General features: G+C 71.3%; 10 protein-coding genes. 7 read left to right on the forward strand and 3 right to left on the reverse strand.

What is annotated here, in order from left to right:
- Positions 1-109 precede the first annotated feature (109 nt).
- A complete protein-coding gene (locus AB0J12_RS22975) occupies positions 110-2,560 on the forward strand; it encodes a DNA topoisomerase IV subunit A (protein ID WP_363266218.1) in 2,451 nt (816 codons plus the stop codon).
- On the opposite strand, the gene AB0J12_RS22980 is transcribed toward AB0J12_RS22975, so the two are convergent.
- Entirely contained in the window at positions 2,557-3,759 is a 1,203-nt protein-coding gene (locus AB0J12_RS22980; RefSeq protein WP_363266219.1) for a GTP-binding protein, read from the reverse strand. The genes AB0J12_RS22975 and AB0J12_RS22980 overlap by 4 nt on opposite strands.
- A gap of 315 nt (positions 3,760-4,074) precedes the next feature.
- Here AB0J12_RS22980 and AB0J12_RS22985 point away from each other — a divergent pair, with 315 nt between their 5' ends.
- Both AB0J12_RS22985 and AB0J12_RS22990 read left to right on the forward strand, forming a co-directional pair.
- Positions 4,075-4,668 carry a DUF6082 family protein gene (locus AB0J12_RS22985; RefSeq protein ID WP_363266220.1) on the forward strand — a complete coding sequence of 198 codons (594 nt, stop codon included), beginning with the start codon at positions 4,075-4,077 and terminating at the stop codon, positions 4,666-4,668.
- A gap of 107 nt (positions 4,669-4,775) precedes the next feature.
- Positions 4,776-5,012: a hypothetical protein gene (locus AB0J12_RS22990; RefSeq protein WP_363266221.1), complete on the forward strand. Its 237-nt coding sequence runs from the start codon at positions 4,776-4,778 to the stop codon at positions 5,010-5,012.
- A 172-nt stretch (positions 5,013-5,184) separates the two neighbouring features.
- On the opposite strand, the gene AB0J12_RS22995 is transcribed toward AB0J12_RS22990, so the two are convergent.
- Positions 5,185-6,363 carry a citrate synthase/methylcitrate synthase gene (locus AB0J12_RS22995; protein ID WP_363266222.1) on the reverse strand — a complete coding sequence of 393 codons (1,179 nt, stop codon included), beginning with the start codon at positions 6,361-6,363 and terminating at the stop codon, positions 5,185-5,187.
- A gap of 99 nt (positions 6,364-6,462) precedes the next feature.
- Here AB0J12_RS22995 and AB0J12_RS23000 point away from each other — a divergent pair, with 99 nt between their 5' ends.
- The 4 genes from AB0J12_RS23000 to AB0J12_RS23015 all read left to right on the forward strand — a co-directional run bounded on the left by AB0J12_RS23000 (position 6,463) and on the right by AB0J12_RS23015 (position 11,260).
- On the forward strand, positions 6,463-7,719 hold the full coding sequence (locus AB0J12_RS23000; RefSeq protein WP_363266223.1) for a citrate synthase: 1,257 nt from the start codon (positions 6,463-6,465) through the stop codon (positions 7,717-7,719).
- A gap of 79 nt (positions 7,720-7,798) precedes the next feature.
- Positions 7,799-8,731 carry a sucrase ferredoxin gene (locus AB0J12_RS23005; RefSeq protein WP_363266224.1) on the forward strand — a complete coding sequence of 311 codons (933 nt, stop codon included), beginning with the start codon at positions 7,799-7,801 and terminating at the stop codon, positions 8,729-8,731.
- A gap of 175 nt (positions 8,732-8,906) precedes the next feature.
- Positions 8,907-10,583: a sensor histidine kinase gene (locus AB0J12_RS23010; RefSeq protein WP_363266225.1), complete on the forward strand. Its 1,677-nt coding sequence runs from the start codon at positions 8,907-8,909 to the stop codon at positions 10,581-10,583.
- Positions 10,580-11,260: a response regulator gene (locus tag AB0J12_RS23015; RefSeq protein WP_363266226.1), complete on the forward strand. Its 681-nt coding sequence runs from the start codon at positions 10,580-10,582 to the stop codon at positions 11,258-11,260. Before AB0J12_RS23010 ends, AB0J12_RS23015 begins: the two co-directional genes overlap by 4 nt.
- 99 nt (positions 11,261-11,359) lie before the next feature.
- Here AB0J12_RS23015 and AB0J12_RS23020 read toward each other — a convergent pair whose 3' ends face one another.
- Positions 11,360-12,430, reverse strand: a complete 1,071-nt coding sequence (locus AB0J12_RS23020) for an ABC transporter substrate-binding protein (protein WP_363266227.1) — start codon at positions 12,428-12,430, stop codon at positions 11,360-11,362.
- Between the last annotated feature and the right edge of the window lie 61 nt (positions 12,431-12,491).

A 12,491-nucleotide genomic window follows, 5' to 3' on the forward strand; every position in this document is an offset into this window, starting at 1 on the left:
GGCACTGCTTCGTACGCCGGGGCCGGGTCCGCGCCCGGCTTGTCAGTCCCACGGTCCACAATGGTCCGCGTCAGATACCGTTCACGCTTCAGCAAGGAGCCAGGCAGCGATGGCCCGCCGCAGCACGAAGACCCCGCCGCCCGACGACTACGAGGAGAAGATCCTCGACATCGACGTCGTCGACGAGATGCAGGGCTCCTTCCTCGAGTACGCGTACTCGGTCATCTACTCCCGCGCCCTGCCGGACGCCCGGGACGGCCTCAAGCCGGTGCACCGCCGCATCGTCTACCAGATGAACGAGATGGGACTGCGCCCCGAGCGCGGCTACGTCAAGTGCGCCCGCGTCGTCGGCGAAGTCATGGGCAAGCTGCATCCGCACGGCGACGCGTCGATCTACGACGCGCTGGTGCGTATGGCGCAGCCCTTCTCCATGCGCGTGCCGCTGGTCGACGGCCACGGCAACTTCGGCTCGCTCGGCAACGACGACCCGCCGGCCGCCATGCGGTACACCGAGTGCCGGATGGCCGAGGCCACGGGGCTGATGACGGAGTCGATCGACGAGGACACCGTCGACTTCCAGCCCAACTACGACGGCCAGGAGCGCGAGCCGGTCACCCTGCCCGCCGCCTTCCCGAACCTGCTGGTCAACGGCTCGTCCGGGATCGCGGTCGGCATGGCGACGAACATGCCGCCGCACAACCTGCGCGAGGTGATCGCCGCCGCCCGGCACCTGATCAGGCATCCGAACGCCGACCTCGACGCGCTGATGAGGCACGTCCCGGGCCCCGACCTGCCCACGGGCGGCCGGATCGTCGGCCTGTCCGGCATCCGCGACGCGTACGAGACGGGCCGCGGCACGTTCAAGATGCGCGCGACGGTGACCGTGGAGGACGTCACCGCGCGCCGCAAGGGCCTGATCGTCACGGAGCTGCCCTTCACGGTCGGCCCCGAGAAGGTCATCGCCAAGATCAAGGACCTGGTCGGCTCGAAGAAGCTCCAGGGCATCGCCGACGTCAAGGACCTCACCGACCGGGCGCACGGACTGCGCCTGGTCATCGAGATCAAGAACGGCTTCGTGCCGGAGGCGGTCCTGGAGCAGCTTTACAAGCTGACGCCGATGGAGGAGTCCTTCGGCATCAACAACGTCGCCCTGGTCGACGGCCAGCCGCTGACGCTGGGCCTGAAGGAGCTGCTGGAGGTCTATCTCGACCACCGCTTCGAGGTCATCCGCCGCCGCTCGGAGTTCCGCCGGACCAAGAAGCGCGACCGGCTGCACCTGGTGGAGGGCCTGCTGACGGCGCTCGTCGACATCGACGAGGTCATCCGGCTGATCCGCTCCAGCGAGAACTCCGCGCAGGCCAAGCAGCGCCTGATGGAGCGCTTCTCGCTCAGCGAGATCCAGACCCAGTACATCCTCGACACGCCGCTGCGCCGGCTGACCAAGTACGACCGCATCGAGCTGGAGGCGGAGAAGGACCGGCTGAACGCGGAGATCGAGGAGCTGACCCGGATCCTGGATTCGGACGCCGAACTGCGCAAGCTGGTCTCCAACGAACTGGCCGCGGTGGCCAAGAAGTTCGGCACCGACCGGCGTACGGTCCTGCTGGAGTCCGCGGGCTCCCCGACGGCCACGGTGTCGCTGCAGGTCGCCGACGACCCGTGCCGGGTGCTGCTGTCCTCCACCGGACTGCTGGCCCGCACCGCGACCGCCGATCCGTTCGATGACGGCGATGGCCGGCGCAGCAAGCACGACGTGATCGTCTCGGCGGTGCCGGCGACGGCGCGCGGCGAGGTCGGTGTGGTCACGTCCGGGGGCCGGCTGCTGCGGCTCAACGTGGTCGACCTGCCGCAGCTGCCGGACACGGCGTCCGCGCCGAACCTCTCGGGCGGGGCCCCGCTGTCGGAGTTCGTCTCGCTGGAGGACGACGAGCAGGTGATCTGCCTGACCACGCTCGACGAGTCCTCCCCCGGTCTGGCGCTCGGCACCGAGCAGGGCGTGGTCAAGCGGGTGGTGCCCGACTACCCGGCCAACAAGGACGAGCTGGAGGTCATCACCCTCAAGGAGGGCGACCGGATCGTCGGCGCGGTCGAGCTGAGTACGGGTGAGGAGGACCTGGTCTTCATCACGGACGACGCCCAGCTGCTGCGCTTCCAGGCGTCCGTGGTCCGTCCGCAGGGCCGGCCGGCGGGCGGCATGACCGGCATCAAGCTCACCGACGGCGCCAAGGTCATCTCGTTCACGGCGGTGGACCCGGCGGCCGACGCGATCGTCTTCACGGTCGCGGGCTCGCGCGGCACGCTGGACGACTCCGTGCAGACGACGGGCAAGGTGACCCCGTTCGACCAGTATCCGCGCAAGGGCCGGGCCACCGGTGGGGTGCGCTGCCAGCGGTTCCTCAAGGGAGAGGACTGCCTGTCGCTGGCCTGGGCGGGCCCGGCGCCGGCCAGGGCGGCGCAGAAGAACGGCACCCCGGCCGAGTTGCCCGAGCCCGACCCGCGCCGCGACGGCTCGGGCGTGTCCCTGCCGAAGACGGTGGCGGCGGTGGCCGGGCCGGTCTAAACCGAGGGCTCGCCCGTCTCGACCGGCACCTCACCGGTCTGGGCCGGCGGCTCGCCGGTCTCGGCCGGGGGCTCGCCGGTCTCGGCCGGGGGCTCGCCGGTCTCGGCCGGGGGCTCGTCGGTCTCGGCCGGGGGCTCGTCGACGGTGCCGGGTTCGCCCTCGGGATCGCGGACGTAGCGAAGGACGCCCCACATGCCGTGCTCGTCGGCGTGTGGGGCGCCGTTCTTGCACGCGTCGAGCTGCCCCGCGAGGGCGTCCGCGTCGATGCCCGCGCCGATGAGGACGAGCTGCGTGAGCCGGACGTCCGGCGCGGGCCAGGGCTCGGGGTAGAAGCGCAGGAACCGCCCGACGGCGTGCACGGCGTACCGGTTGTGCCGGTCGTACGGTCCGAAGTCGACGTAGCCCTTGATCCGGTACAGCCCCTCGGGGCGGCTGTCGAGGAACTCCATCAGCCGCCGGGGCTCCAGCGGCAGGTCGGACGTGAAGGAGAGGCTCTCGTAGCCGGTGTGCAGATGCCCGGCGTGGCCGCCGGTCTCGTCGTCGTCATGATGGTGCAGGTCGTCGAAGGACAGTTGCCCGATGCGCTCCTCGCCGGGACGGCAGTCGAAGAGGAACTCCGGGTCGATCCGGCCGTAGGTGGCGGGTACGACAGCGGCCCGGTCGGTGAGGGAGCGGACGAGCCCGAGGACGCGCTCACCGTCGGCGGTCCGGTCGAGCTTGTTCACGACGACGAGGTCGGCGAGGGCGAGGTGCCGGTCGATCTCGGGGTGCCGGGCGCGGGTGTCGTCGAACTCCGCCGCGTCCACCACCTCGACGAGGCCGCCGTAGACGACGCGGGGGTTCTCGCTGGCCAGCAGCATGCGGACGAGTTCCTGCGGCTCGGCGAGGCCGCTGGCCTCGATCACGACGACGTCGATGCCGAGGGACGGCTGGACGAGCCGGTCAAGATATTGATCAAGTTCACTGGCGTCGACGGCGCAGCACAGACAGCCGTTGCCGAGCGAGACGGTGGAGTCGCCGAGCGCGCCGGCCACCGCCATGGCGTCGATCTCGATGGCACCGAAGTCGTTGACGATCGCGCCGATACGGCTGCCGCCGCTGCGGTGCAGCAGGTGGTTGAGCAGGGTGGTCTTGCCGGAGCCGAGGAATCCGGCGAGCACGACGACCGGGATCTGCCGCGGACTCGGACTGTGCCCCACGTACGACCTCTCTCACGCCTGTGCGTACACCGGCTCACGGGACGGCGTACGTCTGTGGATTGAATGCCGCCCCAGGATACGAGCCGTAAGAATCACGGCGAAGTGAACGATTGTCAGCAGCACTTGCGGGGCAGACGTGGAGAAGGTGCCGGATTGTGCGACCCTCGCTTCCCTCCGTGCGCCTCCTCTCCGCCTCCCCGCCGATCAGAGCCGCTCGGCACCCTGGAGGCGGCAAGCGCCGCCCATCGCTCGCCGGTCCTCATCAGTCGCCCCACACCGACGGCCGGCGGACGGTCGCCTGATTCGGGGGTTGACATGGTCACACGGAAATTCACGGCAGGGAGGTTCGGCTCCGCCGCCGGCCTGCTGCTCACCGCGGCCGGCATGACGCTGGCCGCGTGGCAGCGACGGCTGGAGGCGGAACGGTCGGAGGCGGAACGGTCCGCGGCGGAACGGTCGGAGGCCGAACGGCTTCAGGCGAAACGGGTCGAACGCGAGGAAGTGGCCTCGCTGCGCCAGGCCCTCGCGCATCAGCAGCGCATGCACTGGGAGCTGCTGACCAAGGCGATCGACGATCCCTCACTGGCCCCGGTGATCGACACCTACGACAAGGGCATCCCGGCGGAGAAGCGCCGCCAGTTCCTGTACGCCAACGCCTGGTACGCCTACATGTACCACAGCCACCGGGCGGGGCTCCTGGACCGGGAGGAGCTGTACCGGCACATGCGGGAGCTGCTGCAGAGCCAGGTCTTCCGCGACTACTGGGAAGCCTCCCGGCACATGCGCGCCACCCTGAACGAGTCGTCGGAGGAGGCCCAGCTCGGTCTCATGATCGACGGCTTGGTCCAGGAACTCGACGACGCGGAAACGGACGAGTGGTGGGTGGTCGGCAACCCGCCGACCGGTTGACACGACGGAGTGACTTTTGACCGTCCGGCCATACAGAGCACAACAGCACCACTAGCGTGATCCCCACCACTGTGCCCCGACTTTGTGCTCTGTAAGGACCGGTACCTTTGAAGATCGTGCGCCGCATCGGTGTGCCGCCCAGTGCCCGAGGCAGTAACTCAGGGGCCACCTGCCCGGACGTGTTCGAGCTGAGCGACGGCAACTTCGCCGTCATCGGCACCGAGGCCACCGAGGCGCTGGAGGGTGAGCTGCCCGCGGACGCCTCCCGCGCCGACTACGAACGCATCGTCATCGTCAGCCGGGAGACGCTGATCCGCGCCAAGGCGGACATCCCCGACGCCTGACGTCACCCCGCGGCGGCACGTCCACCCTTGACCCGCCCCTCGCGCCTCCGGCCGGGCGCCATCCGCGCCCGAGCCGGACGAGACATCCGGCGAGCAGCCCGATACCCCGCTCCTGCTCGACGCCCCATCGATGAGGCCTGGCGCCCGGAACGGCACCAGGCCTCACGCCTGCTCAGACGGCTGAGGGAACGGCCACCGGCGCGTGCGGCCCGACATACCGCGCCACCGGGCGGATGATCTTCGGATCCTCCGCCTGTTCGAGGATGTTGGCGCTCCAGCCCACCACCCGTGCCGCGGCGAAGGTGGGGGTGAACATCTCGCGGGGCAGACCGCACAGTTCCAGGACGACCCCCGCGTAGAACTCGACGTTCGTGTGCAGTTCGCGTCCGGGCTTCAGTTCGGCGAGGAGCGCCTCGACCCGGCGTTCCACCTGGACGGCGAAGTCAACGCGCGGGCCGCCGAAACGCTGGGCGATCTCGCGGAGCATCCGGGAACGGGGGTCCTCGGTGCGGTAGACCGCGTGGCCGAAGCCCATGATCCGCTCACCGGCCAGGACCCGCTCACGGATCCAGTCGTCGATGCGGTCGGGGCTGCCGATCGCGTCCAGGGTGTCCAGCGCCCGGCTGGGCGCGCCGCCATGCAGCGGTCCGGACAGCGCTCCCACGGCACCGACGAGACACGCGGCCACATCCGCGCCGGTCGACGCGATGACACGGCCGGTGAACGTTGACGCATTGAAGCCGTGATCAATGGTTGAGATCAAGTACTGCTCGATGGCCCGGGCCCGCTCCGCGTCGGGCTCGGAACCGGTCACCATGTACAGGTAGTTCGCGGCGTACGACAGGTCCTCCCGGGGCTCCACCGGCTCCAGCCCGCGCCCCAGCCGGTACAGCGCGGCCAGCAGCGTCGGTACGGCCGCGACGGCCACGAGCGTGTCCTCCCGCCGCCGGGCGCCGTCGATGTCGTAGACCGGGCTGAATCCCTTGGCCGCACCGAGCAGCGACAGAGCGGTGCGCATCCCGGCGAGCGGCCCGGAGGCGGAACCCGCCGCCGCGATGGCGGGCAGCACCGCGCGCACCTCGTCGGGGAGTCGGCGCAGCGAAGCCGTCCGTGCGGCGAAGGCGGCGCCGCGCTCGGCGTCCGGCAGGTCACCGAGGACGAGCAGGTGCCAGACGTCCTCGAAGGAGCGCGTCCCTGCGAGCTCGACTGCCGAGTACTGGCGGTAGTGGTAGAAGCCCTCGCGGCCGCGGACGTCACCGATGCCGGTATCGGTCACGACGACTCCGGCCAGCCCGCGGGGCGCCTCGATCAACGGGGAGACGGGGCTCATCGCGGATCCATTGACGGACATGTTTCCCTCCTTGGCATTGATTCGACTGTCTATGCTTGACTCAATTCTTGTCAATGTTGATTCACTCAATGCATCGAGGAGGCGGCTACGGTGACCTCCATGCGTGACCATGAACCCCACCCCGGCCACCCGGGACGGCGGCTGACCACCAAGGAGGCCGCCGAACTGCTGGGCGTGAAGCCCGAGACCGTGTACGCGTACGTGAGTCGCGGTCAGCTCAGCAGCCGCCGCGCGTCCGGCGGGCGGGGCAGCAGCTTCGACGCCGCGGAGGTCGAGGCACTCGCCCGGCGCAACAGGCGTGAGAGCGCGGGCGGTTCGGGCACCGGTGGCGAGCTGTCCGTCCGTACCCGCATCACCCTCATCGAGCAGGACCGCTACTACTTCCGTGGCGTGGACGCGACCGAACTGGCCGCCCGGTACTCCTACGAGGAGATCGCCGAGTGGCTGTGGACCGGCCGGCTGCGTCCCGGTGTCACGTTCACCGCCCCGGAGGCGTCCGTGGCGGCGGCCCGCCGCGCCGTGCGCTCCCTGCCCGGACACTCCGGTCCCGCCGACCGGTTGCGGGTCGCCGCGATCGCCGCCGCGGCCGAGGATCCGCTGCGCTTCGACCTCTCCGAGGAAGCCGTGCTCGGGACCGCCCGCACCCTCATCCCGACCCTCGTCGCCGCTCTCGCCCCCGCGCACCGCTCCGACCGCCGGACCGGCCCCCTGGCCCACCGCCTGTGGGCCGCGCTCACCGGCCGTGCACCCGACGAGGCCTCCCTGCGCGTGCTGGACGCCGCGCTCTGCCTCCTCGTGGACCACGATCTGGCCGCCTCCACGCTCGCCGTACGCGTCGCCGCCTCGGCCCGCGCGCACGCCTACGCGGCCGTCTCCGCCGGCCTCGGCGTCATCGAGGGGCCGCTGCACGGCGCGGCCAGCGGACTCGCCCACCGCCTGCTGCAGGAAGTGCTGGACGAGGGCAACGCCGGTCCGGTGATCGCGGAGGAACTGCGCGCGGGACGCCGTATCCCCGGGCTGGGCCACCGGCTCTACCCCGGCGAGGACCCACGCGCGCGTGCCCTGTTCGCCCTGCTGGCGCAGGTGCCGCAGGCCGAGCCCGCCCTGGCCGCCGCCCGCGACATCGTGGCCACCACCGCCCGCCACGCCCCCCTGCACGCCAACGTCGACCTGGCCCTGGCCGTGTTCACCGCCTCCCACGGGATGCCGCCCACGGCCGGTGAGACGATCTTCGCAGTGGCCCGTACCGCCGGCTGGATCGCGCACGCCCTGGAGGAGTACGCGGAGCGCCCGCTGCGAATGCGTCCGAGCGGGCAGTACGTGGGGCCGAAACCGCCGCAGCCGTTGCCGGAGTGAGCCCGCGGGTACTCGTGCGGACCAGGACACGGACGCGGCCGGAAGTCACGCCATGCGAAGTCAGGTTAGGCTCACCTCTGTGAGTACGTGCGCGACCGCCTCGCGGGCCCTCGACGAGCCCGTTTCCGGAACCGCGGCCACCGCGACGACCTGGCTGCTGCTGGAACAGCCCGGCCCGTGGGGCGCCAAGGCGCTCGTTTCCAGCCACCTGGATCCGGCACTGGGCCGCGCCCTGGAAGCCGCCGCCGAGGACACCGGCGTACGGATCGCGCTGATCCGTCGCCCGGGTCGCCACGCCGACTTCGGCACGCCGGACATACGGCACGTGTATGCCGCCCACACGGTCCCCGGGAAGGTATGGCTGCACGGCGCCGCGCTCACCGATCCCCGCCGCCTCCTCGACCTCGACCTCGCCGCGCTCGGCCGGGGCGACCACACCGGCTTCGACACCGTTCTCGACGGCCGCCCGCACACGGACGGACCGCTGGCGCTGGTGTGCACCAACGGCAAGCGCGACCGGTGCTGCGCGATGCTCGGCCGGCCCCTCGCCGCCGAGCTCACGGCCTCGGGCGTGACGGGCGTGTGGGAGGTCACCCATCTGGGTGGACATCGCTTCTCGCCGACGGTGCTCGTGCTGCCGTACGGCTACGCGTACGGCCGGGCGCAGGCACACGCCGTCAAGGAGGTGCTGCACGGCGCCCAGGAGGGCCGGATCGTGGTCGAGGGATGCCGGGGCGCGTCGGCCTGGGAGCGCCCGGGCCAGGCGGCCGAGCTGGCCGTGCGCGGCGTCGCGGGCGAGTCCGCCGCGGAGGCGCTGCGCGTCATACGCACGGACGGCGCGGCACCCCGCTGGGAAGTGCTCGTCGCCCACGTCGACGGCCGCCGCTGGCGGGTCACCGTCGATCAGGGCGAGGCGCTGCCGCCGCGCCCGGAGAGCTGCGGGGCCGCAGTGCTGGGCACGCCCGCACGGATGGACGTCGTGGCCGTCGAGGAAGTGCCCGCGGCCCCCTGAGGGTCCCCGCCTCGACGAGTCCCGCACACAGCCGCTGACGGGTTGATCATGTCGAGGCGTCGCCCTTGACCCATCCAGGGACGGGCCCCCGATCAAGATCCGGACAAGCACGGGTCAAGAGATCCGGGCCACACCCCCTACGGCTCAGCCGCCACCGGCACGTACCGTCATGGGTATGAGCCCCACTCCCCCCGCACGCCGTCTGCGCCTCGGTCTGCCGCGGCGGGTGTTCTCGCAGGTGCTGCTGATGCAGGTGGCGATCGCCGCAGGCGTCGCGGTCCTGGCGACCGGGCTGTTCCTCGCGCCGCTCAGCCACCAGCTGGACGACCAGGCGATGCGCCGCGCCCTCGCCATCGCGGAGACCACCGCGCAGCAGCCGCAGATCGCGAAGGACCTGCAGACCACCGCGCCCAGCGTCCACGGACCGGTGCAGCAGGAGGCGGAGCGCATCCGCAAGGCCACGCAGGCCGAGTACGTCGTGATCATGAACGAGGCCGGCACCCGCTGGTCGCACACCGACCCGAAGCAGATCGGCCGCCACGTCTCCACCGACCCCCGCGACGCCCTCGAAGGCAACGAGGTCATGGAGATCGACAACGGCACGCTGGGCCGCTCCGCCCGCGGCAAGGTGCCGCTGCGCGACCCGAGCGGGCACATCGTCGGGGCGGTGTCCGTCGGAATCGCGTACGACAGCGTGCGGGCGCGGCTGATCAGCGCGATCCCCGGGTTGCTCGCGTACGCCGGCGGGGCCCTGGCCGTGGGCGCCCTGGCCGCCTGGCTCATCTCACGGCGGGTCCAGCGGCAGACCCGCGATCTGGCGTTCTCCGACATCTCCGGGCTGCTCGCCGAGCGCGAGGCGATGCTGCACGGTATCCGGGAGGGCGTCGTCGCCCTGGACCGCGGCGGTCGGGTCCGGCTGCTCAACGACGAGGCGCAGCGCCTGCTGGGCATCGGCGAGGAGGCGGTGGGGCGCTCCCCCGACGAGGCGCTCGGCGAGGGCCGTACGGCCGACGTGCTGGCCGGCCGGGTCACCGGCACCGATCTGCTCACCGTGCGCGGGCACCGGGTCCTGGTGGCCAACCGGATGCCCACGGACGACGGCGGCGCCGTGGCAACCCTGCGCGACCGCACCGAGCTGGAGCAGCTGGGCCGCGAACTGGACTCCACGCGTGGTCTGATCGACGCGCTGCGCGCCCAGGACCACGAGCACGCCAACCGCATGCACACCCTGCTCGGCCTGCTCGAGCTGGAGATGTACGACGACGCCGTCGAGTTCGTCGGGGAGGTCGTCGGCGACCACCGGGCGACCGCGGAGCAGGTCACGGAGAAGATCCAGGACCCGCTGCTCGCCGCGCTGCTGGTGGGGAAGGCGACCGTGGCGGCCGAGCGCGGCGTAGCGCTGTGGATCTCGGACCGCACCCGGCTGCCGGACCGGCTGGTGGACCCGCGCGGGCTGGTGACGATCGTGGGGAACCTGGTCGACAACGCGCTCGACGCCGTCGCGGGCACGCCGCACGCGCGCGTGGAGGTCGAACTGCGCGCCGAGGACCGTACCGCGGTGCTCCGCGTACGGGACACCGGGCCCGGCGTTCCGGAGGAGCAGCGGGAGCTGGTGTTCACGGACGGCTGGTCCACCAAGAAGCCGCCGGCACACGGCAAGCGCGGCATCGGCCTGTCGCTGGTACGCCGGCTCGCCGAACGGCAGGGCGGCAGCGCGAGCGTGGCCGAGGCGGAGGGCGGGGGCGCGCAGTTCACGATCGTGCTGCCGGAGGCGCTGGCCGAGCCCGACCTGGAACTGCAGCCCGCCCTGGCCGGCCCGGCGGACACGGCCGTCGAGGAGGAGGCGCGATGATCGAGGTCCTGGTCGTGGACGACGACGCCCGGGTCGCCCAGGTCAACGCCGCCTATGTGGCGAAGGTGCCCGGCTTCCACGTCGCCGGTGAGGCCCACAGCGCGGCGGAGGCACTGCGGCAGGTGGAGGAGCTGCCCCACCTGGACCTCGTCCTCATGGACCACTACCTGCCGGACGAGACGGGCCTGGAGGTCGTCTCAGCGATGCGGCGGCGCGGCCACCAGACGGACGTGATCATGGTGACGGCGGCGCGGGACATCGCGACGGTGCAGGCGGCGATGCGGCAGGGCGCGCTGCAATACCTGGTCAAGCCGTTCGCCTTCGCGGGCCTGCGCGCCAAGCTGGAGGCGTACGCGGAGCTGCGCCGCCGGCTGGACGGCGGCGGCGAGGCCGAGCAGGCGGACGTGGACCGGATCTTCGGCGCGCTGTCCGCGTCGTCGGAGCTGGGGCTGCCCAAGGGCCACTCCCCCACCACCGCCGAGCTGGTCCGGCAGGCGCTGATGAACGCCGACGGGCCGCTGTCGGCCCAGGAGATCGCCGAGCGAACGGGACTGAGCCGGCAGACCGCGCAGCGCTATCTGAAGCTCCTGGAGCGCACCGGGCGCGCGCGGCTGACGCTGAAGTACGGCGACGCGGGCCGCCCGGAACACCGTTACGTGTGGGCGACCCGCGCCTGAGGCACGGCCGTGGGGGCGGTGGAAGGGGCCGTGCCCGTCCAGGAGTACGGACCGCGGCCCCCGGCCTTCTCGATCCCCGGGTGGTGCTCCTGCCGGTTGTCAGCCGGCCGCCTTCTCGACGAACTCCGTCGTGTAGGTCTTGCTGAGGTCGACCTTGGCGTTCTTGATGGTGGGGTTGAACGCCTTGAGTACCTTCTCGACGGTCTCGGGGCCGTTCGCCGGCATCACGCCGTCCTTGGTGAACATCGGCAGCGTGCTCTTGATGGCGGCGGCGTACAGGACCTTGTTGCCCTTCGAGTAGTCGGCGGGCATCTTGTCGGCGATCTCGGAGGCGCTGTGCGTGGACATCCACTTGAGCGTCTTGACGAATGCATTGGCCAACTTCTGGACGGTGTCCTTGTGGCTGTTCACCCAGTCCGTCTGCATGTACAGACTGGACGACGGGTACGGACCGCCGAGCGCCGACTGCGAGCCCTCGGGCGTGCGCATGTCGAGCAGCACCTTCCCGGCCTTCTTGTCGAGGATGGTCGCGACCGTGGGGTCGGTCGTCATGCCGCCGTCGATCGCGCCCTGCTGGAGGGCGGAGATGAAGGTCGGTCCGGCGCCGACCGCGACCGGGGTGAACTCGCTGACCTTCACCCCGTTGGTGACCGCCAGGTACTTGGTGAGGAAGTCGGTCGAGGAACCGAGCCCGGTGACGCCGAGCTTCTTGCCCTTGAAGTCCTTGGGTGAGGTGATGTCCTTCTCCGCCTTGGTGGAGACGACCTCCACCTCGCCGGGCGCGTGCGAGAACTGCACGACGGACTCGACGGCCTTGCCCTTCACCTGGAGGTCCAGCGTGTGGTCGTAGAAGCCGACGGCGCCCTGGACCTGACCGGAGACGAGCGCGGTCTCGGCCTGCACACCGGCCGGCTCGCTCAGCAGCTCCACGTCCAGGCCCTCGGCGTCGAAGTAGCCGAGGCGCTGGGTGAGCATCGCCGGCAGGTAGATGACCTTGTCCAGGCCGCCGACCATGATCTTGACCTTGACGCCCTTGCCGTCACCCTTGCTGCCCGCATCGGCGGAGGTGCCGGCCGCGTCGTTGGCGCAGGCGGTGAGCGAGGTGAGGGCGAGCAGGCCGGCGGTGGCCAGCGAGGCGTATCTGGCGGTCTGGCGAGGGGTCTTGCGCATGAGGTTCACGTCCTTGGAAGAGGGCCGGGCGGGCGGCGGGGGTGAAAGGGGCGGCAGGAGA

Origin of the sequence: Streptomyces sp. NPDC049915 (assembly GCF_040656475.1) — a bacterium.
Taxonomy (GTDB): domain Bacteria; phylum Actinomycetota; class Actinomycetes; order Streptomycetales; family Streptomycetaceae; genus Streptomyces.